Source organism: Asanoa hainanensis, from assembly GCF_900188485.1.
Lineage (GTDB): Bacteria > Actinomycetota > Actinomycetes > Mycobacteriales > Micromonosporaceae > Asanoa > Asanoa hainanensis.
The window spans coordinates 282580-305311 of sequence record NZ_FZPH01000006.1 but is presented as its reverse complement, the minus strand read 5'-3'; the positions used below and the strand labels follow the sequence as shown (position 1 = coordinate 305311).

The following is a 22732-nucleotide window of genomic DNA, read 5'->3' as shown; positions in this document are numbered from 1 at the left end:
CGCGACTCACCACGAGGAGGATCGACCATGCGCCGTCCCTGGTACGCAGTCGGGCTCGCGGCGCTCTGCTTGGCCGTTGTCGCCCCGGCTCAGGCCTCGGCGACATCCGACGCCACACCAGCCGCGCGGCCGGTCGTCGACATGGAGGCCACCGTCCTGGCCGCCCAGATCGACCCCCGCCGCCCTGACAACACCCTGACGCCGGGTGCGAAGAGCTCCGTGCTCGCCGTCGAACAGGCGCTCCAAGCCAAGAACCTGCTGGACGCGCAATGGGTCGACGGCTATTTCGGAACCCTGACGGTCTCGGCGTACGCGGCCTACCAGCGCTCACTCGGCTACACCGGCCTGGCCGCCAACGGGTTGCCCGGCACGACGTCGCTGACCAAGCTCGGCCTCAACCGCTACACCGTCACCAACACGATCGGCCCGGGCGCGAAGGTCCAGCGCGACGGGTTCGTCGTGAACGCGCGTACACAGGCGATGTTGACCGAAACCCAGCGCCTGCTCGGCCAGACCCTGGTGCTCGACCAAGGCTCCTACAACCCCGGAGGAGACCCGACCTCAGCGGGTACGCACGACGGCGGCGGCGTGGTGGACATCTCGGTCACCGGTATGACCGCGGCCAAACGTACCGCCGTCGCTAAAGCCCTGAGGCAGGTCGGCTTCGCCGCCTGGGTCCGTGACCCGAGCCAGGGCGACTGGCCATGGCACATCCACGCCGTGGCGATCAACGACACCGACCTGTCCACGCAGGCGCAGAACCAGGTCGGCGACTACTACCTCGGCCTGAACGGCCTGGCCAACCACGGCCGGGACGACGGACCCCGCATCCCGATCAAGACCTGGGAGCAGTACCAGCGCGAGCAGTGAAACCAACCACCCCTGGAGAGGAAACCATGAACATCCGCAAGAGCCTCGCCGTCATCGGCACAGCGCTCGCCGTCGCCACCTCGATCATGGCCGCCGCATCGCCCGCGTCGGCGGCATCCCGCGACGGTGTCTGCGACAGCGGCGAGTTCTGCTACTACTACAACAGCAACTACGCCGGCTCGATCTCCGACTTCACCACCTCGGTCGGCGACTACGGCACGACCCAGCCGTCCTGCTACGAGTTCAAGGGCTCGGGCAACGGCCAGGGCCTGTGCATCAAGAACAACGCCGCGTCGGTGTGGAACCGCACCAGCAAGAGCGTGGTCGTCTACTTCAACAGCGACTACGCCGGGGCGACCCAGACGATCGCGGCCGGCGCCAAGGCCAACCTCAACGCGACGCTGAAGAACAACAACGCCTCGCACGCCATCGGCGGCTCCACCAACCCGGCCGACCCGCGCGCGGCCGAGGCCGTCGCGTTCGCCAAGGCACGGCTCGGGCACACCGACTGGAACAACGAGTGCGAGCTGTTCGTCGAGCGGGCGTTCGGCACCAGCGGCCGGTTCCTGACGGCCCGCGCGCACTACATCTGGCAGCGCGACAGCGGCCGCATCCACACCGGCACGGTTCCGCCCGCCGGCACGGCGGTGTTCTTCACGTCGACCACGTCGGCCGGGCACGTGATGCTCTCCATCGGCGGTAACAGCGCCATCAGCACCGGCCCGACGGTTTACCAGACCAACACGTTCCGCGACCGGTCTGACTACCTGGGCTGGGCGTACGTTCCCGGCAGCTGGTGACCGGCATGAGGAGAGTTCCCGGCCTGCTGGCCGTGCTCGTGGCGGCCCTTGTCGGCCTGGTGGTCGCACCGAGCCCGGCATCCGCCGCCGGCCGCGACGGAGTCTGTGACAGCGGCGAGTTCTGCTACTACTACAACAGCAACAACGCGGGCTCGATCTCGGACTTCACCGACTCGTTGGACGACTACGGTACGACCCAGCCGACCTGCTACGACTTCAAGGGATCGGGCGCCGGCCAGGGCCTGTGCGTGAAGAACAACGCCGCGTCGGTGTGGAACCGCACCAGCAAGACCGTGCGGGTCTACTTCAACAGCAACTACGCCGGTGCGACCCAGGACTTCGCGGCCGGGGCGAAAGGCAACCTCAACGCGACGCTGAAGAACAACAACGCGTCGCACCAGTTGGTCAGCGGACCGACGGGTTGCAGCACCGACGGCACCAACGCCAAGCTGCCGACCACGATCCTGGTCTACCGGGCCAGCCTCGGGCGCGTGGACCGGGTGGACTTCAAGACGTACGTCAAGAACGTCCTTCCGAACGAGTGGATTTCGAGCTGGCCGAAGGCCTCGCTGGAGTCCGGCGCGATGGCGGTCAAGAGCTACGCCTGGTACTGGGCACTGCATTCGACCCGCAAGACGCCCGGCGGAGCGTGCTACGACGTCCGTGACGATGTCTACGATCAGGTCTACCGGCCATCGTCGGCGGTGGCATCGACCTCGGCCGCGGTGGACGCGACCTGGTCGACCCGGATGACCCGCAGCGGCAACATCCTGCAGGCGCACTACTGCGCGACCACGACGGCGTGCGGTGCCTGGGTGGACGGGGACTGGATGTCCCAGTACGGCTCGCGGGACCTAGCGAACGCGGGCAACAGCTACCAAACGATCCTGCGCCACTACTACGACGGCATCGCGATTTCCTGATCGGATCGGCTCCGCCTCACCCAGGTGCCACTGGGTGGGGCGGTCCGGCCTTTCCAAAAGTCGACGTGCGATGTTGACTGAGGCCCGGCACCATCCTGTGTGTACGGGGAGGCAGGGTTATGGCTACGCCAGCGTCTGGACCGTTGTCGTTGTTGGCCGTACCCGGTGAGCGGTTGGGGTGGATCTTCAACGACCGCGGTCTCTATCGCCGGCGCTTTCTCGAGTCGCCTCCGCAGCTAGGGGCTGTGCCCGCTCGGATGGTCGAACGCGTCGAGCGTTGGGAGAAGGGCCGGGGCAAGCGATCCCTCATCCCCATCGCCGTCGGTGCTGGGCTCGGGGCCATCGTGATTCTGTGCGCCGTCGGGGTCTGGACCTTGACCACGTCGGGCTGGATCGCCATGACGATCATCGCGCTCTTCCTGACGGCTGTCGGCGGCGTTGTCGCACTCCTCGCGAACCTGCCGCTGTTCCTCTCCCGCCGTGCCCTCCAACTGGCACGGCACAAGGTCGAGGCCGACTACGCCCAGGCGAGCACCGACTGGGAGCGGCGCCGCCAGGAGTACGACCGTGCCCAGCACGAGGCCGTCGACCAGATGGTCGAGTGGGGTGCGGCCGCACCGGCCGAGGGGGACCGGCGGGTCGACATCGTCGGCGGCACGACGTACGGCTGGGAAGCGGTTCTCACCGTCTATGGTGGGTCGCTGCTCGCCACCCGCGGCTCGATGCTGCTCGTCGACTTCACCGGCGCCGCGCTGTGCGGTGAGTTGATCCAGCTGGCGACCACGACCGGGCGCTCGGTCAAGGTCAGCCAGTTCCCGCGGGAGCTCGCCAGCATCGACCTGGTTTCGGGGCTCACCACCGACGAACTCGTCGACTGCCTCGTCGAGGCGATCCACGGTGACACGTCGACCGCCGACCGGGCCGAGCGATCCCAGGACTCCCTGCTGTTGCGGGAGATCTGCGAGGTGCTCGCACCCGACCTCAGCATGGCGCGCCTCCTCGCCGCGCTGCGCGTCCACAACGGACGGCCGTCAACGCTCACGACCGCGGAACGCGACCGTCTCCTGGAGCTGCAGCCGGCCGAGTCACACCAGCGACTGCGCCGGATCGAGTCCTTCGTCAGCCCGCTCGCGACGCTCGGCACCGACCCGCGCACCGACCCGGCCGACCTGACGTGCTTGGTCGCCGATGCCGACAGCGGCAGTGCTCAGCAGGAGCTGTTCAAAGATCTTTTGGTGCGATGGCTCGCCAGCCAAGTCCGGCACGAGAAGGTCGGGTCGATCGTGTTGGTCGGGGCCGACGGGGTCAACCACCGCGCGGTCGAGCGGCTCAGCACCCTCTGCGAACGACGCGGCACCCGGCTGGTGTTGTTCTTCGCCCACCTCAGGGAAGAGGCGCTCCAGACGATCGGTGGCGGCGAGGTCGCACTGATGCGGCTCGGCAACCATCGCGAGGCCAGCCAGGCGGCGGAGTTCGTCGGCAAAGGGCATCGGTTCGTGATCAGCCGACTCACTCGTACGCTCGGCGGCAGCGAGACGCACACGGTCTCCGACACCGAGGGCGAAGCGGTGTCGGAGGGCGGGTCGACCAGCCGCACGCAGTTCTATCGCGGCATCGTCTGGACAGACAGCAAAGACTGGGGGACCACCCGCAACTGGAGTCGCACGGTCGCGCAGGCGGACGGCACCAACTGGAGCGATGCCGAGTCACTTCAACGGGTGTACGAGTACGCGGTCGAACCCCGGGTCCTCCAGGACCTGCCCGACTACGCGCTGCTGTTGGTGAAGGGCATCGGGCGAGGGTCTGTGGTGCAGGCCGTGGAGGTCGACCCGGCGCTCGTCACGCTGCCCCGGCTCTCGATGGAGCCGCTCGACCTACCACCGCTACCGGACCCGGCCGAGGCGCTCTTCCCGGCGATCCGGCAACCGGCGCAGGTGATCGTCTCGACGGCGTACCCGTTGGGGCAGGAGCCCAGCGTCCAGCGTGCCACCGAGGTCCACCTGCCAGGTTGGGGAGAGCAATAGACGGTTCAGGGATCGACCAGGTCCGCGAGGGGGCCGGCCGGGAGCGCGATCCAGCCTTCGATGGCTGCCGCAGGTAGCTGCTCGGCCGTCGGTCGCGTCGCACGATCGGTCGCTGCCGCGCGTGCCGCCAGTGCGGCTACCACCGCGTCCAGGGCGTCGTGGCTGCGGCGGCACAGCGGTTCGAACGATCCCAGCGACAGCCACGGGGCCGCGGTCAGCAACGACGAGACCAGGTCCGACGCCAGTCCGGCGCGTTTGTAGCCGCGATGGGTCAGGCCCCAGCCCCACAAGGACGCGGCCGGATAGACCTCCACCACCTGGCCGTCGCCGGCTCGGGACAGGGGCGCGCCGTCCGGGGAGAGCAGCGACAGGAGGCCGGCTGCCCGGAAGGCGGCGTGGCCGATCCGGTCCGCTGACACGCTCATCGGGATCAGCCCCGTCGAGGCCCGGACAACCTCGTCGGTCATGCGGTACGCCAGGCGGCGTCGCCACATCGCTCCGGCGCCTGGCGGAGGCGGCGACACCAACCCGTGCTCGTGGGTAGCCACGAACGAGACGAAGGCGGCCGGCCAGCCCAGTGGGCAGTCGATGCCGGCTTTGTCCGATGCGCGTACCGCCGAGATGATCTCCGCGTCCGAGGCTCCGAGGGAGGCATCCGAGACCACCGCTCGCCCCGGCGACCATTCCACGACCGCCAGGCCTGATCGCTCGTCGGCGGCGGCAAGGTCCACTCCGACGGTGATCACGACAGGGCCGACAGGATCACGTCGCGGTGGCAGTGGGACTGGTCGGCCTCGAAGCACAGCAGCGCCACGCGTTCTTGCGCCGCCAGCGACGTGACCTCCGACAAAGCCGCGGGCGGGATCAAGGCGGCGTACGCGGCGCGGGCGGTAGCCAGTTCCGAGGGCGATCCGCTGAACCCGGGCCGGTTCTCCGGCGGGTTTCCCAGCGCGGGCATGTGCGTGTAGCCAATCTCGGCCGCCTCCAGCCCCGCCGCCAGCGCTTTCTTGTTGAAGTCGCGCTTTCGGGACCGGGCCGCGAAGCGTGCGTCCACGACCCGGGATACGCCCAGCGCACGCAGCCGGTCGATGAGGTCGGGGAGGGTCAGGCCCTCGTACCCGATGCCTATCACGTTCATCAGATAGAGCGTGCCACGGCCGGCCCCCGCAGCCCCGGGACGAGCTGCGAGGGCCGGCCACCTACCCCCAGCGAAACGACACACTCTCGAAAGACAGGTATAACCGTGTCAGATGGGGGCGGATGGGCACATCGGGAACTTGTCCTGCCAGCCAGGCCAGACCGGCTTAACCACCCAGAGTGAAAACGCCAAAATCCGACAGAAACCGCAGCGTACGAGGGGAGAGCTGGGCATTTGCGGGAAGCAACCAGCAGATGAGGATTGGCATCGTGGGCTCAGGCAAAGTGGGCGGCGCGCTCACCAGGCGGTTCCGGGAGATCGGGCACGACGTGGCCGTCGCCAACCGGCGTGGGCCCGAGTCGCTGCGACCGCTCGCCGACCAGACCGGCGCCACCGCGGCGACGGTGAACGAGGTGGCCGAGAAGTCCGACGTCGTCGTGTTGGCCATCCCGTTCCGGGCCGTGACCGATCTGCCGGCCAAGCCGTTCGCGGGCAAGATCGTGGTGGATGCCAACAACTACTACGCGGAGCGCGACGGCGAGATCGAGGACATCGACGATCGGGCCGTCAGCTCAAGCCGCTGGGTCGCCGACCACTTCGAGGGCGCCCGGGTCGTCAAGGCGTTCAACAACGTCAGCGCGCCGCGTCTCGCCGGCGGCGGCAAACCACACGGCGAGCCGGGCCGGATCGCACTTCCCGTCGCCGGCGACGACACCGCCGCCAAGCAGGTGGTCGAAGGGCTGGTCGACGAGCTCGGCTTCGACCCGGTCGACGCGGGGACGCTCGACGCGAGCTGGCGCCAGCAGCCCGGCACTCCGGTCTATCTGACGGACCTACCCGTGGAGAAGCTCCGAACCGGCCTCAAGTCCTGAGCGCGCCGGGCGTTAGGGGCCTGCACGCGGCAAGGCGTGCACGCGGCCTGCCGGTCGCGGCGGCAGACCAGGGCGAACCGCCGCCTGCCCTGACCTACTCCCCAAACCGGAAAGATCACGCCAGCCCACGCTGGCCTGGGCATATGTTGGCGTGCCACCGATCCCGCTTCCCGTACGACACCCGGCGTTGGTCTATCTGTCGAATCCCCGTCAACGCGAGCCACTAAGCAGGTCAGGTCCGCCAAATCTGGGAGAGTCAGCATGCCCGTACCACCCGCGACCGGCCGGTTTGTCCGGACGGCCATGGTCGCCGGCCTTATATCTGTTCCGGCGTTGGTCGGGCAGGCGGCGTTCGCCGCGGCGCCCGATAGCAAGTTCGCCGGGTTCGAGCGGCTCGCTACCGTGCCGGTCTACCTCAACAGCGCCGAGGACCAGGAGACCGTCGCCGAGATCAGCGCGGTCAGCACCGACGGCAACACGGTCATCTCGACCGACAGCCCTGGTGAGCGCCTGGGCTTCATCGACATCACCGACCCGGCCAACCCGAAGCCGAAGGGCACGTTCGCGCTACCCGGCGAGCCGACGTCGGTTGCCGTTTACCAGAACTACGTGCTCGCGGTCGTCAACACCAGCAAGGACTTCGTCGACACGTCCGGCGTGCTGGAGATCATCGACCTGGCGAGCCGCACCAAGGTGCACGAGATCCAGCTCGGCGGCCAGCCCGACTCGATCGCGGTGGCGCCCAGCGGCAAGTACCTCACGATCGCCATCGAGAACGAGCGCGACGAGGACCTCAACGACGGCGAGATCCCGCAGAAGCCGGCCGGTTTCCTGCAGGTGATCGACATCAAGAAGGACGTCAAGAAGTGGGCGGCGACGCCCGTCCAGCTCAAGGGACTCGCGAAGGTCGCGCCGAGCGACCCGGAGCCCGAGTACGTGGCGATCAACGGCAAGGACGAGGCCGTCGTCACGCTCCAGGAGAACAACCACATCGCGCTGGTCGACCTGGAGAAGAAGAAGGTCGTCAAGGACTTTAGCGCCGGCCAGGTCAAGCTGTCCGGTGTGGACACCGTCGAGGACGGCACGATCGCGCAGGACGACTCCGTTACTGTCCGCCGCGAGCCCGACGGCATCACCTGGATCGACGACAACACGTTCGCGACGGCCAACGAGGGTGACTACGTCGGCGGCTCGCGCGGCTTCACGGTGTGGAAGCGCAACGGCGAGGTCGTGTACGACGCCGGCAACTCGTTCGACCGGCTGGCGGCCGCGCACGGCCTCTACCCGGAGAGCCGCTCCGACGCCAAGGGCACCGAGCCCGAGAACGTGGCGTTCGGCAAGTTCGACGGCAAGCCCGTGCTGTTCGTCAACTCGGAGCGGGGCAACTTCGTCGCCGCGTACGACATCAGCAAGCCGAAGGCGCCGCAGTTCCTGCAGATCCTGCCCACCACCAACGGCCCGGAGGGCGTGACCACGGTCCCGTCCCGCGGCCTGCTCGTGGTGTCCAGCGAGGAGGACCTGCCCGACGACGGCATCCGTGCCTCGGTCACGATCTTCAAGTACGGGTCGAAGGGCGCGTTCCCGACCATTCGCTCGGCGTACGAGCCGGGTCAGAAGAAGGCTCCTATCGCTTGGGGTGCTCTTTCCGGGCTCTCCGCGGTGCCGGGCAAGCCCGACCAGCTCGTGTCGATCACCGACAACGTCTACACCCCGACCCGCCTGCTCACGATCGACACGGCGCAGCAGCCGGCGCTGGTGTCCGGCGAGCTGACGGTGACGAAGGACGGCAAGCCGGTAGGTTACGACGCCGAAGGTGTCGCGGCCCGCGCCGCCGGTGCCGGCTACTGGATCGCCATCGAGGGTGACGGCACCGCCGCGAAGCCCAACCTGATCGTGCGGCTCGATGCTGCCGGTGCGGTTCAGGAGGAGATCCCGCTGCCGGCGGACGTTGCCGCCAATGTGACCAGCAACGGCTTCGAGGGTGTCGCTCTGACGGGGACGGGCGCTGACGAGCAGGTCTGGGTCGCCGTGCAGCGCGAGCTCAAGGGCGACCCGAAGGGCACCGTCCGGATCGGCCGCTACTCGGTGGCTGACAAGAAGTGGGCGTGGCTGGGCTACCAGCTCGACACCGCCCCGGCGGGCGCCTGGATCGGCCTGTCGGAGCTGGTGCCGGTCGACAACGACACGTTCGCGGTGATCGAGCGCGACAACCAGCGCGGCCTGAAGGCGACGGTGAAGAAGGTCTACACGTTCGACGTGCCGGCCGGCTTTGGCACCGAGGCCCTGCCGACCGCGTCCAAGAAGCTCGCGGTCGACCTGCTGCCGGCCCTCGAGGCCGACAACGGGTGGGTGCAGGACAAGGTCGAGGGCCTGACCATCGCGGGCAACGGCCAGGTCTACGCGGTAACCGACAACGACGGCGTCGACGACTCCACGGGCGAGACGGTCTTCATGCGCCTCGGCGCGGCGGCGGACGTCTTCAAGCCGGGCACCGACAACGGCGGCGGCGTTGGTGGCGGCGACGGCGATGGTGACGGCCTGCCCGTCACCGGCGCGCCGGCGCTGCTGATCGCGGCGGCCGGTGTGGCCATCGCCGGGGCCGGGGCGTTCCTGTTCGTCCGTGCTCGGCGGGCGAAGCTCCGCTTCACCGCCTGATCTCGTTTGGGGGGCCCGCGCCGTCGATCGGCGCGGGCCCCTTTTTGCTCGGGTCCGCCGTGGGCACGACCGTCGCTCCCGCCAGACTCGAGGTCCGCGGTTGGCCAGGCTTTGCTCCGCACCCATACGCGACCTTCGCTCCCGCCAGACTCGGGGTCCGCGGTAGGCAGGCTTTGCTCTGCACCCATATACGCAACACCCTGCGGCGGGGGTGTTGCGTATATGGGTGCAGAGCGAGGACGGTGCCCCTGACCAGGGCAATCGCGCGGTAGTGATCATTTAGTCGGTTCCGCTGCGCGGGTGATCGGCTGGCGTTTAGGTTTCGGCCTATGGCGGGGCTGAGACGGTATGCGGCGGAGTTCGTCGGCACGCTCCTGCTCGTGTTCGTCGGCGCAGGTTCTGCGGTAGCCGCCCGGGTCGACGGCGGCGTGGTCGTGGTCGCGCTCACCTTCGGCCTCACCCTGCTGGTGCTCGTCTACGCCATCGGCCCGATCTCCGGGTGCCACGTCAACCCGGCGGTCACCCTCGGCGCCCTGATCGCCCGCCGGATCTCGGTCGTCGGCGCGATCGGCTACTGGATCGCCCAGTTCGGCGGCGCTGCGGTCGCGGGCCTGGGTCTTTGGATCCTCACCCGCTACGGAGGCGTGGCCGACCAGACCGGTGCGTTGGCGACCAACAGCTACGGCCCCCACATCAACCTGGGCGGCACCTTCTTGCTGGAGATCGTCCTGACCTTCCTGCTGGTGCTGGTCGTCCTGGTCGTCACGAGCCGGTCGGAGCAGGCGGCCTTTGCCGGTCTGGCGATCGGCCTGGCCCTGGCCGCGACGAACCTGGTCGCGATCACGCTGGACGGCGCCTCGATCAACCCGGCCCGCTCCCTAGGCCCCGCGATCTTCGAGGGCGGCGAGCCACTACGCCAACTCTGGGTCTTCATCGTGGCACCCTTGGCCGGCGGGCTGCTGGCGGCTGTGACCGCCCCACTGCTGACCACGGCTCACAGCCACTACCGCCCGCACACCGAACGCGCTTGATCATCGGTTGCGCGAGGATTCGGCTGGCCAATCGATGGGCGACCGTCGCTCCGTTCTGGCCCGCTGATGGACTAGGCTGCGGCCGAATTTCCCATCGCGTCGGTGCGCACTGTCTACGGCGCCCGCGACCGTTCGGTGACTGAGACCGGGCCGTCAGCCGCCGCGCTGGCCCGCGCGTCGTGCGCGGCCGGCCCGTGGGCGGAGCGGCTCGACTCGCACGGCATCGGCTGCCGCACTCTCGAACGTGCCTCCTGACGCCCCGCCGCTTGGTTGAACGCGACCGCGGCTATCCGGTGGCCGCTGGGCCGCGACGGCTGGAGAGGACCACCCGATGGGAGGCCAGGGCCAAGCGCACTTGACCACCCGCTGGCCACTACGCCTACCAACCACATCAGGAATCTAACCGGCACGGACAGCCCACGTCAGCTAGACTCGGGATTAAGTGAAATAACTTAAAGCCGGTTGCACTTGCTGCTGATGTGACCAAGGCTACATGTCGGGGTCCGCGCACAGCAGGCCTTTGTGCAAAGGGGGGTGGGTCATGAGCAGGGCCACGACAATCGCGGCAACAGCGCTGCAGTTGTCCGAGGCGGCGAGCCGCAAGGGCAGCCCGGAGCACGCCTCGCTGAAGTCGTTCCTCGCCCTTCTAACGCAGGTCGAAGGCGACGAGGTCCGGCTGGTCGCGGGCGACGCGGGATCCGTTGCCGTGCCTGGTCTTCTGGTTGACCTACTGCGGCAGGTAGGCGCCGTGCTCGACCGCGGCGACGGTGTCGTGGTCAGCGAGATCGCACGAGAGCTCACCACCAGCGAGTCCGCGCGCCTGCTGGGCGTGTCGAGGCCGACGCTCATCAGCCTGCTCGACAAGGGCGAGATCCCATCGCACCGAGTCGGCACTCATCGACGAGTGGCGTTGGCCGATCTGCTCGCCTATCGCCGGCAACGCATCTCGCAGCAGCGCGATGCTTACGAAGCCCTGATGTCCGAACAGGACGAGCTGGGCATCTACGAGTAACTGGCCACTATGGTCCGGGTGCCGGCATCGGTAGCCTGACTTCGTGCTGCCGGTGCCGCTCATAGTCTTCCTCGATGCGAACGTCGTTTATTCGCGGTGCCTGCGGGACTGGTTGGTGCTGATGGCGCTCGACAGCCAATACACCGCGTACGAGCTGCGCTGGAGCGAAGCCGTTCTGGCCGAAGCGTTCTATCACCTGCGGCGAAGTCACCCGGCGGCGCCGGAGCAGCGGATCGAGCGTTGGCGGGACCTGCTCGACAGGAATTTCCCAGAGGCGAAGGTCGTCCGTTGGGATCCCCAGGCGGTACCAGAACCCAAGGACCCCAATGACCACCATGTCTTGGCCGCCGCGTACGCCGGGCACGTCGACATCCTCGTCACGTGTGACGGCGACGTCGAGAATTTTCAGCAGTGTCTGGACCAAGTGGGTGCCGGCATCGAGGTAGCCCACGTCGATGACTTCCTGTGCATGATCGCCGAGCGTCATTCGGCGCTCGTTCGGCGGCAATACCTGTCGCAGATCGCTTACTGGAAGCGGCGTGGCGAGCTGAGTGACGACGCGGCGGCGGACTCTTGCATCGACAGCCTCGACAAGGCGGGTGCGAGGCGATTCGCGTTCCTTCTGCGGACCGACGAGCGCCTCCGCAGCTGGTGACGGGCGCCCTCCGGCAGCGGGTTCGAAGGTCATGTTTACGGCGGTCCGCCGCCCGTGGAGGGCCGTTCTGCGCCGTCCGGCCGGTCAGAAAGTTCCATCGGTGGATGGAGATCAACTAGGCCGTGCAGCCGATGTCGCGGTGATGATCTTGGACCTTAGGCTCTCCCGCGTTTGGGGCGTTCGGCCCAATGCACATCACGTAAAACGCTCAGGAGCACATAGATGTCTACGCCTACGCCGGTGCTTGTGCAGGTTCGTCAGAAGGAGGTGGGCATCGCCTACCTGCTTTGGTTCTTCCTTGGCGGGCTCGGTATCCACCAGTTCTACCTCGGCAAGACCGGCCGCGGTCTGCTCTACCTGTTCACCCTCGGCATCTTTGGGATCGGTCTCGTGATCGACCTGTTCACGCTGCCCAGCCAGGTGCGTCAGCGCAACACCCAGCTCGCTGTCGGGATCGGCTGACCCGAAAGAAGGGCCCCCGACCGGCAGGTCGGGGGCACCGACTCGGGCTTCGACGCCGCCAGGGGAAAGCGGCGGCTGCCCCGTGGATGCTTTGGCCGACCTGCGGGTGTCCCGGCCGGACGGTGGTGCTGCTGGTCGGTGGCACCGACCGGCAAGCCGAAGCAGGCCACGCAGCGCTGGTCGTGGGACGTCGCCGGGACCCTGTCGCACGGTGCTGCCGGAGCGAACAGCGGCGCGCAAGATGCTGCCGGCCGGGCGCAGCCGGCTCAGGTCGTCCTCACCGAGGCCCAGCAGTCCCCGGTAGAGCCGCAGCGCGCCTAGACCCAGCAGTAGAGCCCGCCTTTGGTCTTCGCGGCGGTCGACGCCGCCAGCGCGCCGGCGGCTGCCGCACCCAGCGCGTCGCCGCGCTGCCCAGCACGGCATCATCCGCGCCCGCCAGGGCCGCGGTGAGTGCCGGCGGAATGGCAAGCACCAACGGCGAGTCGTCGCCGCTCACAGCGTCCGCACCTTCGACGGCGGCGAGGTCGCGGTCCAGCAGGATGCTCTCCCACTCCTCGATCGCCTCCCACACCGCGAAGTTGCCGTACTCCGCGGCCTGGAACTCCGGTCCAGGGCCGCCCGACACGACCCCGGCGGCCACGACCGCGTCCGGCGCCACGAAGAACGTGATGATCGAGCTCATAGCCGGGGATGGTGTCAGGCGATCTCCACGAGCGCCTCCGCGATGAGCCAGATGCCGAAGATGACGAACAGCGCCGCGGCTCCCCACTTGATCGTCTTCTCCGGTAGGCGCTTGCCGAGCATCCGGCCGACCACGATGGCCAGGGCGTCCGCCACCACCATGCCGACCGTCGAACCCACCCACACACCGAACCAGCCGTGCTGCGTGGCCAGCGTGATCGTGGCCAGCATCGTCTTGTCGCCGAGCTCCGCGAGGAAGAACGCGCCACCGACCGCCAGTACCGCCGAGCGCTGGGACCGCTGCGCCTTCGACTGCTCCTCTTCGGTCAGGGAGTCTCCACGCAGGGTCCAGGCCGCGAACGCCAGGAACGCGACGCCGGCCGCGAGGCTGATCCACTTGGTGGGCAGCGCCGCACCCAGGCCATAACCGACCGCCACCGAGATCAGGTGTACGACGGCCGTCGCGACCGTGATGCCGATCAGCACCGTCAGCGCGCGATAGCGCGTCGCGAAGGTCATCGCCATCAACTGGGACTTGTCGCCGAGCTCGGCTACGAAGATGACGCCGAAGCTGATCGCGAGCGCGGCGAGAAAGCCTCCCACGAATGTCCCTCCCGGGTGTGGTCACCGGGTCTGGACTCGCGCGCGAGACTTCGACCCGGCAAGTTGAGCATTGCCGTAGTCGAAGGTCTCGCTCACCTGATGGCCTAGACCGTCAGGTCGGGTGGCCGGGCGCGAACGCCAGTGTGTCGACCACCACGTTGGGAGCTACTCCCCTTCGCAGACACCCACGCTACTGGGTCAGCACCCAGATCGGAAGATCATCAAGGTGTGTGCTGCCGCTCACTCGCCAGCCGGCACGCTCGTACAAGGCGACGTTGCCCTTGTTCGTCGTCTCCAGGTAGGCCGGCAGCCCAGCCTCAGCAGCCGCCTCCAGCCCCGGCCGCATCACCGCACGACCGAGCCGGCGGCCGGCAGCCGAAGGGTGGGTGGCGAGGACCCCGAGGTACCAGAACGGCTCGCCGCGCGGAAAGAACCCCTGTACCGCGCGGTGATAGTCGTCGAGCCGGGCCAGCGCCTCATCGGAGACGGCCAGCTTGGGCTCGTCGGCGGACCAGGAAGCCGGCGCGTCCCACATTGCCAGCGACAGGCCGCCGTCGATCACCCAGGTGGTGCCGGGCGCGACCCGCAGGTCGAACAGGTGGCCGGCGAACTCGGCGGCCTCGGCGTCGCGGGTCAATGGGTCCCGGAAGAAATACCGAAACGCCGGATCCTGGTCGAACGCGGCGACGACGGTCTCGACCACTTGCTGGCGGTGAGCCGCCGTCGCCCGTTCCACGTGAATCATGCGAAGGACACTAACGTTGCGCCGGAGCCCCCGCGAGCGCGATTCCCCCATCCGAGGAGTCGAGGTCGACCGCCGCCTGGGTGAACTGCGCGTCGTGCAGCCGCCGATAAGCCCCGCCGGCCTCGAGCAGCTCGGAATGGGTGCCCTGCTCCACGATGCGACCCCGTTCCATCACCAGGATCAGGTGGGCGTCGCGGATCGTGGAGAGGCGGTGCGCGATCACGAAGCTCGTCCGGTCGGAGCGCAGCGCGGCCATCGCCCGTTGGAGCAACGCCTCCGTACGCGTGTCGACCGAGCTCGTGGCCTCGTCCAGGATCAGCAGCGACGGGTCGGCCAGGAACGCCCGCGCGATCGTGATGAGCTGCCGCTCGCCCGCGCTGACGTTGCTGCCCTCCTCGTCGATCACCGTGTCGTAGCCGTCCGGCAGGCTGCGCACGAACCGGTCCACGAACGTCGCCTCGGCCGCCGCGTGGATCTCGGCCTCGGATGCGGACGGGTTCCCGTACGCGATGTTGTCCCGGATCGTGCCCCCGAACAGCCAGGTGTCCTGCAGGACCATGCCGATCTCGCCGCGCAACGTCTCGCGCTTCATCGTGGTGATGTCGACGCCGTCGAGCGTGATCCGGCCGCCGTCGAGCTCGTAGAACCGCATGACCAGGTTGACCAGCGTGGTCTTGCCGGCCCCCGTCGGCCCGACAATCGCCACCGTGTGCCCGGGCTCGGCGACCAGCGACAGGTCGTCGATCAGCGGGGTGTCCGGGTGGTAGCGGAACGAGACGTGCTCGAACTCGACCCGCCCGTGCGGCTGGCGCACCTCGACCGCGGGCGACGGGTCCGGCACCTGCTCGTCGGCGTCCAGCAGGTCGAACACCCGCTCGGCCGACGCGACACCGGACTGCAGCAGGTTGGCCATCGACGCGAGCTGGGTCAGGGGCTGGGTGAACTGGCGCGAGTACTGGATGAACGCCTGCACGTCGCCCAGCGTCATCGTGCCCGAGGCGACCCGGAGCCCACCGAGGACGGCGATCACGGCGTAGCTCAGGTTCCCGACGAAGAACATCGCCGGCATGATGATCCCGGAGATGAACTGCGCCCCGAAGGCGGCCTTGAACAGCTGGTCGTTACGGGCCTCGAACTCGGCCTCGACCTCGCGCTGGCGACCGAACACCTTGACCAGCTCGTGGCCGGTGAAGGCTTCCTCGATGTGTGCGTTCAGCCGGCCGGTGTGCTGCCACTGCGCGATGAACTTCTTCTGCGACCGCTTGCCGATCTGCGCCGTGATCAGGAACGAGAGCGGCACGGCGACGAGCGCGACCACGGCCAGCAGCGGCGAGATCACGAACATCAACGTGACCACACCGATCACCGTGAGCAGCGAGGTCAGCACCTGGCTCAGGGTCTGCGACAGGCTCTGCGAGATGTTGTCGATGTCGTTGGTGACCCGGCTGAGCAGCTCACCGCGCGGCTGCTGGTCGAAGTAGGGCAACGGCAGCCGGTTGAGCTTGTCCTCGACGTCGGCGCGCAGCTTGCGGATCGCACTCTGCACCACGCCGTTGAGCACCCAGCCCTGCAGCCACGACAGCACGCTGGCCACGACGTAGATGCCGAGCACGATGAGCAGGATCCGCGCGAGCTGGTGGAAGTCGATGCCGACGCCGGGGATCGGCTTGGACTTGAGCAGCAGATCGGCGAAGTTGTTCTGGCCGCTGGCCCGGGCGGCGTCGGCTGCCTGGTCGAGGCTGACGCCCTCGGGCAGGCGGCGACCGAGCACGCCGCGGAAGATGACGTCGGTCGCGTGGCCGAGGATCTTCGGCCCGATCACCGACAAGGCAACGCTGGCCAACGCCAACAGGATGATCAAAACCAGCTTGCCGCGGTACGGACTGAGGCGGCGCAACAGGCGCTTGGCCGAGGGTACGAACGTCATGGACTTCTCGGCCGGCATACCAGCACTCATCCACGGCGGCCCACCACCGGCCCGCCGCCCAGCAGCAGGCAACCGACTCGGCACAACGCGCGCACCGGCGCCCGCTCCAACGGCACTTTGCGGTGCGGAGCCGGCTTGCGGCGTGGAGCCGTTCTCGGGCGCGGGGTCGTTTCGTGGCGTTGGGGGGTTCTGGGGCGCGGTCATGCGGTGGCTCCCACCGTGAGCTGCGACTCGACGATCTCCGCGTACGTCGGGCTGCTTTCCAACAGTTCGGCATGTCGGCCTCGGCCGACGACGACGCCGTCCTCGAGCACGATGATCTCGTCGGCGTCGATGATCGTTGACACGCGCTGCGCGACCACGACGACGGCCGCATCAGCTGTCACCGGACGCAGTGCCGCCCGCAGTCGGGCGTCCGTGCCCAGGTCGAGCGCGGAGAACGAGTCGTCGAACAGGTAGATCTCCGGCTTGCGGACCAACGCCCGCGCGATAGCCAGCCGTTGCCGCTGACCGCCGGAGACGTTGGTGCCGCCCTGGGCGATCGGCGCGTCCAGGCCTTCGGGCATCTCGGTGACGAAGTCCTTGGCCTGCGCGATCTCCAACGCTGACCACAGCTCCTCGTCAGAAGCGTCCGGGTTCCCATAACGCAGGTTGGAAGCGATCGTGCCGGTGAACAGATAAGGCCGTTGCGGCACCAGCCCGATCTTGCTCCACAGCAGGTCGGCGTCCAGATCACGGACGTCGACGCCGTCGACGAGCACGGTGCCGGCGGTCGCGTCGAACAGTCGCGGCGCCATCGAGATCAGGGTGGTCTTGCCGGCGCCCGTACTCCCGATGATCGCCGTGGTCTTGCCCGCCGACGCGGTTAGGTCGATGTCGCGCAGCACCGGCGAGGCGGCACCTGGGTACTGGAACGTGACCCCACGGAACTCCAGGCTGGCCCGGGCACTAACGGTGGTGACCGGGTTGGCCGCAGGGACCACCGTGCTGTCGGTGTCGAGCACCTCGGTGATCCGCTCGGCGGCGACCGCGGCCCGGGGCACCATGATCAGCATGAAGGTCGCCATCATGACCGACATCAGGATCAGGACCAGGTAGTTGAGGAACGCGGTCAGCGCGCCGATCTCGATCTGGCCCGAGTCGACCCGGCTGGCACCGAACCAGAGCACGCCGACGCTAGACACGTTGAGCACCAGCATGACGGTGGGGAAGATCAGCGCCATCAGCCGGCCGGCGCGCAGCGCGGTGGCGGTGAGCTCGTGGTTGGCCACGCCGAACCGGTCGGTCTCGAAAGGCTCTCGGACGAACGCGCGGACCACGCGTACGCCGGTGATCTGCTCGCGAAGCACCCGGTTGACGCCGTCGATGCGGGTCTGCATCTTGCGGAAGGTCGGCACCATCCGGCGGATGATCAGGCCGATCGCGATGGCCAGCACCGGCACGCAGACCAGCATCAGCCAGGACAGGCCGACGTCTTCGCGCAGCGCGAGGATCACGCCGCCGACCGCGGTGATCGGGGCGGTGACCAGCAGGGTGCAGCTCATCACCACGAGCATCTGCACTTGTTGGGTGTCGTTGGTGGTGCGGGTGATCAGCGACGGCGCGCCGAACTGGTTGACCTCGCGGGCCGAGAACGTGCCGACCCGATGGAAGATCGCCCCGCGTACGTCGCGGCCGAAGCTCATCGCCGTGCGCGCGCCGAAGTAGACGGCCCAGATCGAACAGGCCATCTGCACGACCGTCACCGCGAGCATCCAGCCGCCGGTGCGCAGGATGTAGCCGGTGTCGCCGAGCGCGATGCCCTTGTCGATGATGTCGGCGTTGAGGCTCGGCAGGTAGAGCGAGGCCATCGTGCCGACGAACTGGAAGGCGACGACCGCCAGGAGCGGTTTCGAGTACGGGCGCAGGTAGCGCCGCAAAAGTTTGATCAGCAACGTTCCCCCGGGTTGCTCTGGTGGCTGTCGGAGTCCGGGCGGCGCAACACGCCGTCGAGGAGGACCGAGACGACCTCTTCGGTGGTCATTGGGTTGTTGTCGGTGATGATCCGGTGGGTGCCGGCGAACGTGAGCAGACGCAGCATCCGGGCGACCTCGGGGGCCGGCATCCGGAACTGGTGTGCGTCGGGCGCCACGACGCGCTCGATCGCGTCCAGCATCGGCTGGTGGCTCGGGCGCTCTTCGGGCTTGTGGTGTTGGGGGCCGTCCATCCGCAGCGCGGACATCACGGCGAAGGCGGTCTCGAGTCGCTTGCGGATGATGTCGACGGCCTGCCCGAGCCGCTCGCGGACAGGCAGGTCCAGGTCGATGGCGTTGAGCGCCGCGACGGTCGGCAAGGGGTCGAGGACGGTCGCGATGGCTTCGCGGACCAGCGACTCCTTGTCGGGGAAGACGCGGAAGATCGTGCCCTCGGCGACACCGGCGGCCTCGGCGATCTGCTTGGTCGTGACCTTGGTGCCGTGCTTGACGACGAGCGGCAGCGTCGCCGCGACGAGCGCGGCGCGGCGCTCCTCGGGCGGCAGGGGCCGGGCCCGGCCCCCGGTGGCGGCAGTTGACGTCATCACGCCGCGAAGGCTAACTGAGTGAGTCACTCACTCACAACCGAATTACCCAGAGTTTCGCCAGGGGCGAACGCGGCAGGTGGGGCTCACGCCGAGGGCGAGACGCGTGCGGTGATGCTCAGGCAGAGAGTGATTTCAGGCCGACACGGCGTCGACGCCCGCGGCTGGGCGGGCCAGCAATTCGCCCACGCCGGTGATGTCGAGGATCGACGCCAGGAAGCGCGGGACCGACCGCAGGGTGACCGGGACGCCGGCCTCCTGGCCGCGGCGCCATGCGTGCACGAGCACCGCCAGGCCCGTGCTGTCGATGAAGGTCAGGCGCTCGACGTCGATCGTCAGCGTGGCCGGGCCGCGGTCGAGCGCGGACGCCAAGGCCACCCGCAGGATGTCGGCGCACGGGAAGTCGAGGTCGCCACGCACGGTGACCACCGAGTCCTCGACCTCCACCACCAGCGGCACCTGATCCGGGACCCGCCGACTCACCGTTGCCACCTCCGCGCCGTCACGAACAACCCACTTTAAGGCAGCTCACGCCAGTTCGCGCGGTGGCCGGGCCCGCCAACACATGCCGTATGACAAACATGCGCGTAGGGTGGGTTGGCCAGGCCGATTTATCAGGGAGTAGTCGACGCTTGTGAATACCGCCGACCTCGATGGTTCGGAGTCGGGCGGTCGCCAGGTCCCGGTAACGGCGACGCCCGACAGGCCCGCCACCGCGCCCTCGGCGCCACGTCGCACGCCACCCACCGCCGGCCAGCCCGCGCTGGTCGACAACTTCCGCGAAGGCGTCGTGGTCACCGACTCGACCGGCGTGATCCGCGAGTTCAGCCAGCCCGCGCTCACCCTGATGCCCGGGCTCTTGGCCGGCCGCACCTTCGCCGGCTGCGGCGTCACGCCGCTGACCGCCGGCGACCTGACCATCGGCGAGCGCCGGGTGCGCTGCCGCCGGGTCGACCTTACGGTCGCCGGAGACACGAGCATCGCCTGGTACGTGGAGGACGTCACCGACGCCATCGCCCGCTCGGACGCCCTGCTCGCCGAGCGGGGCCGGGCCCGTTTCCTGGCTACCGCCAGCCAGCAGCTCGGCAACCCGCTGCACGAGGACCGGGCGGCGCGGGCTGCGGTGCGGCTGGCCGTGCCCACGCTCGGCGACGTCGCCATCGTGGTGCTGGCGACGCGGCGCGGCCGCGCCCGCTGGTGGCGGGCGGGCGGCGACGGACCCGCGCTCGTCGACGGCGGCGTCCTGAGCGCCGACGAGCTGCCGCCGGCGGTGGCGCAGGCGCTGGCCGGCACCGAACCCTCCGAGGCCGACTGGCTCGCCGACCAGCTCGCCGACGTCGGCTGGCTGGGCGCGCGCAAACCCGGCTCGGTCGCCGTGCGGGTGGCGTCGCTGCCCGGCAGCGCGTCGCCGACCGGTGCGCTGGTCGTCGTGCGCGACACCGACCTCGACGAGCACGACGTGCAGATGCTGCGCGGCTTCGCCGCCCGGGCCGGCGCCGCGCTCGACGCCGCGGTGCTCTACCGCGACCAGGCCGAGGTCGCCGAGACCTTGCAGGCCAGCCTCGCGCCCATCGAGCCACCCCGCGTCGGCGGGGTGCAGTGGGGCGCCGCGTACCGGCCCGCGCAGAGCTCCCTGCGGATCGGCGGCGATTTCTACGGCGCGCACGAGCAGAGCGACGGCAGCGCGCTGTTCTACCTCGGCGACGTGTCCGGCAAGGGTGTCGACGCCGCTGTGTTCACCGGCCAGATCCGGCAGGGAATCCAGGCGCTGCGCCGGATCGAGTCGGACCCGGCCCGGCTGCTCACCCTGCTCAACGACTCCGTGCTGGAGACCACCCGCGCGCACGGGCACGGCCGCTTCGCGACCATGGTGCTCGGCCGGGCCCACCCGATCCACGGCGGCGGGCTCTCGCTGACCCTGGCCAGCGGCGGGCATCTGCCGCCGGTCGTGCTGCGCGCCGACGGCGCCGTGGAGACCGTCGACCTGCGCGGCATGCTGGTCGGGGTGGTGCCCGACCCGCGGATCGCCTCGGTCACCGTGCAACTCGCGCCGGGTGAGACGTGCCTGCTGTTCAGCGACGGCGTGACCGAGGCGCGCGGCGGCGTACACGGTGAGCAGTTCGGTGCCGCCCGCCTCGTCGCCGCGCTCGAAGGCTGCCAGCGGATGCCGGCGCCGGCGCTGGCCGAACGGGTCGAGCAGGTGATCGGCGACTGGCTCGGCGGGCGCAACCACGACGACATCGCGGTGTTCGCGATCCGGGCGGTCGCGTCGTGCGTACCCGCGCGGCATCTCCATGCGGTGCCCGCGCCATGACCGCGGTGCTCGACCCCGTCCTGGAGGTCGCCTACCCGCGCTACCTGCACTGTCTCGACGAGGCTGACGAGAACGGCGCGATCGACGTCGCCCTGACGCTGCTGGATTGCGGGGTGTCGGCCGATCGGGTGCTGCTGTCGCTCGTCGCCCCCGCGCAGGCGCAGGTCGGGCAGTGGTGGCAACGCAACGAGTGGAGCGTCGCGCAGGAACACGCGGCCACGCACATCAGCGAGCGGGTGGTCGCCGCCGTGGCGACCACGGTCCGGACGCGGCCGACCCGGGAGCGCGTCGTGGTCGCCTGCCTCGACGGTGAATGGCACGCGCTGCCGGCCCGGCTGGTCGCCGAGGTGCTGCGGCTCGACGGCTGGGACGTGACCTTCCTCGGCGCCAGCGTGCCGTCGCCGCACCTGGTCTCCTACCTGCACCGGCACGACCCGCGGGCGGTGCTGTTGGCCTGCGCGCTGCCGATGCGGCTGCCGCACGCGTTCCGCGCGATCGAGGCGTGCCGGCGCACCGACGTACCCGTGCTCGTCGGCGGTCGCGGGTTCGGCTCCGACGGGCGCTGGGCGAGCAAGCTCGGCGTCGCCTTCGCCACCGACGCCCGGGCCGCGTCGTCGGTCCTGGCCACACCGGCGTTCGACGCGCCGGCCTCGCCCCTGTCGCTCGATGCCACCGAGTATGACGCGCTGGTCGCGGCCCGGGTCGAGCTGATCGACCTGGTGCTGGATCGCCTCGACCTGGGGCGCTATTCGCCCACGCAGGTCGACGCGACGGTCGCGGACCTCGGCTACATCGTCGACGCGCTGGCGGCCGCCGTGTACGTCGACGACCCCAGCCTGTTCGGCGAGTTCGTGGGCTGGATGTGCGAAGTGCTGGACAGCCGCGGCGTGCCGCTGCACACGGTCGCGCTGACCTTCGACGTCATGGCCGACCGGCTCCGCGACTTTCCCCGGGCGCACCGTTTCCTGCTTGCTCTGCGGCCAGCCGCCTGATCTCGTCGCTGAACGCCTCGTCCCGTTCGCCTGCCGGGCGGCGGGCGGTGAACACGATCCGGTAGCCGTCCGGGTCGGTGACGGTCAGGTCGCGCGTGTTCCAGGGGGTGTCGGTCGGTCCGTCCACTGTGCCTGGTGCCTGCAACGCCAGCGCCGGCAGCTCCTCGGCTTCCGCGGCGAAGCTGATGCTCCACCCCGTGCCCGGCTGCGGATCGCCGCGCCGCACCAGGATGTCCTGGTAGCGCCACCGCCGCAGGTGCACCAGCATCGGCCCGCCGTCCGGGCCGGGCAGGGTGAACAGACTGACGAAGTCGAGGCCGTTGACGAAGAAGTCGACCGTACGCTCCAGATTGGACGCTTCGATCGTCAGGAACGCGGGCATCGGGTAGAGGTCGGTGGTGATACCGGTGTCGAGTGTCGGCTCGGTCATGCTCCGTGACGTTAAGGGCTGCCGCTACGTGAGGGTCAAAT

At 69.1% G+C, this 22732-nt stretch carries 23 protein-coding genes; 13 read left to right on the top strand and 10 right to left on the bottom strand.

The window, feature by feature from the left end; translation table 11 throughout:
• The first annotated feature begins 27 nt into the window (after positions 1-27).
• The 4 genes from CHC05_RS17620 (at position 28) to CHC05_RS17605 (ending at position 4617) form a co-directional block, all read left to right on the top strand.
• Positions 28-870: a peptidoglycan-binding domain-containing protein gene (locus CHC05_RS17620; protein WP_089250078.1), complete on the top strand. Its 843-nt coding sequence runs from the start codon at positions 28-30 to the stop codon at positions 868-870.
• A 26-nt stretch (positions 871-896) separates the two neighbouring features.
• Positions 897-1670, top strand: coding sequence for a peptidase inhibitor family I36 protein (locus CHC05_RS17615; RefSeq protein WP_089250076.1), 774 nt, complete (start codon positions 897-899; stop codon positions 1668-1670).
• 5 nt (positions 1671-1675) lie between these two features.
• Positions 1676-2593 carry a peptidase inhibitor family I36 protein gene (locus CHC05_RS17610; RefSeq protein WP_144022640.1) on the top strand — a complete coding sequence of 306 codons (918 nt, stop codon included), beginning with the start codon at positions 1676-1678 and terminating at the stop codon, positions 2591-2593.
• A gap of 119 nt (positions 2594-2712) precedes the next feature.
• The gene (locus CHC05_RS17605) at positions 2713-4617 is read left to right on the top strand and encodes a hypothetical protein (protein WP_144022639.1); all 1905 of its coding nucleotides are present in this window, start codon (positions 2713-2715) and stop codon (positions 4615-4617) included.
• Positions 4618-4622: 5 nt separating this feature from the next.
• Here CHC05_RS17605 and CHC05_RS17600 read toward each other — a convergent pair whose 3' ends face one another.
• Both CHC05_RS17600 and CHC05_RS17595 read right to left on the bottom strand, forming a co-directional pair.
• A complete protein-coding gene (locus CHC05_RS17600; protein WP_089250070.1) occupies positions 4623-5363 on the bottom strand; it encodes a DUF429 domain-containing protein in 741 nt (246 codons plus the stop codon).
• Positions 5360-5755, bottom strand: coding sequence for a DUF488 domain-containing protein (locus CHC05_RS17595; RefSeq protein WP_089250068.1), 396 nt, complete (start codon positions 5753-5755; stop codon positions 5360-5362). The genes CHC05_RS17600 and CHC05_RS17595 overlap by 4 nt, the downstream gene beginning before the upstream one ends.
• A gap of 179 nt (positions 5756-5934) precedes the next feature.
• On the opposite strand from CHC05_RS17595, the gene CHC05_RS17590 reads away from it, so the two are divergent.
• From CHC05_RS17590 to CHC05_RS17565, 7 genes are all read left to right on the top strand, one after another.
• Positions 5935-6627, top strand: a complete 693-nt coding sequence (locus tag CHC05_RS17590) for an NADPH-dependent F420 reductase (protein ID WP_179266240.1) — start codon at positions 5935-5937, stop codon at positions 6625-6627.
• A gap of 261 nt (positions 6628-6888) precedes the next feature.
• On the top strand, positions 6889-9282 hold the full coding sequence (locus CHC05_RS17585; RefSeq protein ID WP_089250064.1) for an esterase-like activity of phytase family protein: 2394 nt from the start codon (positions 6889-6891) through the stop codon (positions 9280-9282).
• Positions 9283-9611: 329 nt separating this feature from the next.
• Complete coding sequence (locus tag CHC05_RS17580) at positions 9612-10313, top strand: MIP/aquaporin family protein (protein ID WP_089250062.1); 702 nt, start codon at positions 9612-9614, stop codon at positions 10311-10313.
• Between the two features lie 102 nt (positions 10314-10415).
• Positions 10416-10568, top strand: coding sequence for a hypothetical protein (locus CHC05_RS41520; protein ID WP_179266239.1), 153 nt, complete (start codon positions 10416-10418; stop codon positions 10566-10568).
• A gap of 286 nt (positions 10569-10854) precedes the next feature.
• Positions 10855-11325, top strand: coding sequence for a helix-turn-helix domain-containing protein (locus tag CHC05_RS17575; protein ID WP_179266238.1), 471 nt, complete (start codon positions 10855-10857; stop codon positions 11323-11325).
• 43 nt (positions 11326-11368) lie between these two features.
• Positions 11369-11980, top strand: coding sequence for a PIN domain-containing protein (locus tag CHC05_RS17570; protein WP_089250058.1), 612 nt, complete (start codon positions 11369-11371; stop codon positions 11978-11980).
• 222 nt (positions 11981-12202) lie between these two features.
• Positions 12203-12442 (top strand): TM2 domain-containing protein, encoded by a 240-nt coding sequence (locus CHC05_RS17565; protein WP_089250056.1) that lies wholly within the window; start codon positions 12203-12205, stop codon positions 12440-12442.
• Between the two features lie 277 nt (positions 12443-12719).
• Here the strand turns inward: CHC05_RS17565 and CHC05_RS17560 are convergent, their stop codons facing one another.
• From CHC05_RS17560 to CHC05_RS17530, 7 genes are all read right to left on the bottom strand, one after another.
• On the bottom strand, positions 12720-13124 hold the full coding sequence (locus CHC05_RS17560; RefSeq protein ID WP_089250054.1) for a hypothetical protein: 405 nt from the start codon (positions 13122-13124) through the stop codon (positions 12720-12722).
• Positions 13125-13138: 14 nt separating this feature from the next.
• The gene (locus tag CHC05_RS17555; protein ID WP_089250052.1) at positions 13139-13726 is read right to left on the bottom strand and encodes a TMEM165/GDT1 family protein; all 588 of its coding nucleotides are present in this window, start codon (positions 13724-13726) and stop codon (positions 13139-13141) included.
• A gap of 190 nt (positions 13727-13916) precedes the next feature.
• On the bottom strand, positions 13917-14471 hold the full coding sequence (locus CHC05_RS17550) for a GNAT family N-acetyltransferase (RefSeq protein WP_089250050.1): 555 nt from the start codon (positions 14469-14471) through the stop codon (positions 13917-13919).
• Between the two features lie 10 nt (positions 14472-14481).
• Positions 14482-16428 carry an ABC transporter ATP-binding protein gene (locus CHC05_RS17545; protein WP_245870960.1) on the bottom strand — a complete coding sequence of 649 codons (1947 nt, stop codon included), beginning with the start codon at positions 16426-16428 and terminating at the stop codon, positions 14482-14484.
• Positions 16429-16598: 170 nt separating this feature from the next.
• Entirely contained in the window at positions 16599-18332 is a 1734-nt protein-coding gene (locus tag CHC05_RS17540; RefSeq protein ID WP_089250046.1) for an ABC transporter ATP-binding protein, read from the bottom strand.
• Positions 18326-18955, bottom strand: a complete 630-nt coding sequence (locus tag CHC05_RS17535; protein WP_089250044.1) for a TetR/AcrR family transcriptional regulator — start codon at positions 18953-18955, stop codon at positions 18326-18328. Before CHC05_RS17535 ends, CHC05_RS17540 begins: the two co-directional genes overlap by 7 nt.
• 135 nt (positions 18956-19090) lie before the next feature.
• The gene (locus CHC05_RS17530) at positions 19091-19438 is read right to left on the bottom strand and encodes an STAS domain-containing protein (RefSeq protein ID WP_245870958.1); all 348 of its coding nucleotides are present in this window, start codon (positions 19436-19438) and stop codon (positions 19091-19093) included.
• 151 nt (positions 19439-19589) lie between these two features.
• On the opposite strand from CHC05_RS17530, the gene CHC05_RS17525 reads away from it, so the two are divergent.
• Positions 19590-21269, top strand: coding sequence for a PP2C family protein-serine/threonine phosphatase (locus tag CHC05_RS17525; RefSeq protein ID WP_245870956.1), 1680 nt, complete (start codon positions 19590-19592; stop codon positions 21267-21269).
• Positions 21266-22261 (top strand): cobalamin B12-binding domain-containing protein, encoded by a 996-nt coding sequence (locus tag CHC05_RS17520; protein ID WP_089250042.1) that lies wholly within the window; start codon positions 21266-21268, stop codon positions 22259-22261. The genes CHC05_RS17525 and CHC05_RS17520 overlap by 4 nt, the downstream gene beginning before the upstream one ends.
• Here CHC05_RS17520 and CHC05_RS17515 read toward each other — a convergent pair.
• Positions 22191-22691 (bottom strand): VOC family protein, encoded by a 501-nt coding sequence (locus tag CHC05_RS17515; protein WP_179266237.1) that lies wholly within the window; start codon positions 22689-22691, stop codon positions 22191-22193. The genes CHC05_RS17520 and CHC05_RS17515 overlap by 71 nt on opposite strands.
• Positions 22692-22732 lie beyond the last annotated feature (41 nt).

What these genes read in the sequence shown, in the direction of transcription:
- CHC05_RS17620 (WP_089250078.1), top strand. Translation starts at nt 28, where the DNA reads ATGCGCCGTCCCTGGTACGCAGTCGGGCTCGCGGCGCTCTGCTTGGCC.
- CHC05_RS17595 (WP_089250068.1), bottom strand. Translation starts at nt 5,755, where the DNA reads ATGAACGTGATAGGCATCGGGTACGAGGGCCTGACCCTCCCCGACCTC.
- CHC05_RS17535 (WP_089250044.1), bottom strand. Translation starts at nt 18,955, where the DNA reads ATGACGTCAACTGCCGCCACCGGGGGCCGGGCCCGGCCCCTGCCGCCC.
- CHC05_RS17610 (WP_144022640.1), top strand. Translation starts at nt 1,676, where the DNA reads ATGAGGAGAGTTCCCGGCCTGCTGGCCGTGCTCGTGGCGGCCCTTGTC.
- CHC05_RS17515 (WP_179266237.1), bottom strand. Translation starts at nt 22,691, where the DNA reads ATGACCGAGCCGACACTCGACACCGGTATCACCACCGACCTCTACCCG.
- CHC05_RS17560 (WP_089250054.1), bottom strand. Translation starts at nt 13,124, where the DNA reads ATGAGCTCGATCATCACGTTCTTCGTGGCGCCGGACGCGGTCGTGGCC.
- CHC05_RS17615 (WP_089250076.1), top strand. Translation starts at nt 897, where the DNA reads ATGAACATCCGCAAGAGCCTCGCCGTCATCGGCACAGCGCTCGCCGTC.
- CHC05_RS17605 (WP_144022639.1), top strand. Translation starts at nt 2,713, where the DNA reads ATGGCTACGCCAGCGTCTGGACCGTTGTCGTTGTTGGCCGTACCCGGT.
- CHC05_RS17520 (WP_089250042.1), top strand. Translation starts at nt 21,266, where the DNA reads ATGACCGCGGTGCTCGACCCCGTCCTGGAGGTCGCCTACCCGCGCTAC.
- CHC05_RS17545 (WP_245870960.1), bottom strand. Translation starts at nt 16,428, where the DNA reads ATGAGTGCTGGTATGCCGGCCGAGAAGTCCATGACGTTCGTACCCTCG.
- CHC05_RS17575 (WP_179266238.1), top strand. Translation starts at nt 10,855, where the DNA reads ATGAGCAGGGCCACGACAATCGCGGCAACAGCGCTGCAGTTGTCCGAG.
- CHC05_RS17550 (WP_089250050.1), bottom strand. Translation starts at nt 14,471, where the DNA reads ATGATTCACGTGGAACGGGCGACGGCGGCTCACCGCCAGCAAGTGGTC.
- CHC05_RS17580 (WP_089250062.1), top strand. Translation starts at nt 9,612, where the DNA reads ATGGCGGGGCTGAGACGGTATGCGGCGGAGTTCGTCGGCACGCTCCTG.
- CHC05_RS17565 (WP_089250056.1), top strand. Translation starts at nt 12,203, where the DNA reads ATGTCTACGCCTACGCCGGTGCTTGTGCAGGTTCGTCAGAAGGAGGTG.
- CHC05_RS17585 (WP_089250064.1), top strand. Translation starts at nt 6,889, where the DNA reads ATGCCCGTACCACCCGCGACCGGCCGGTTTGTCCGGACGGCCATGGTC.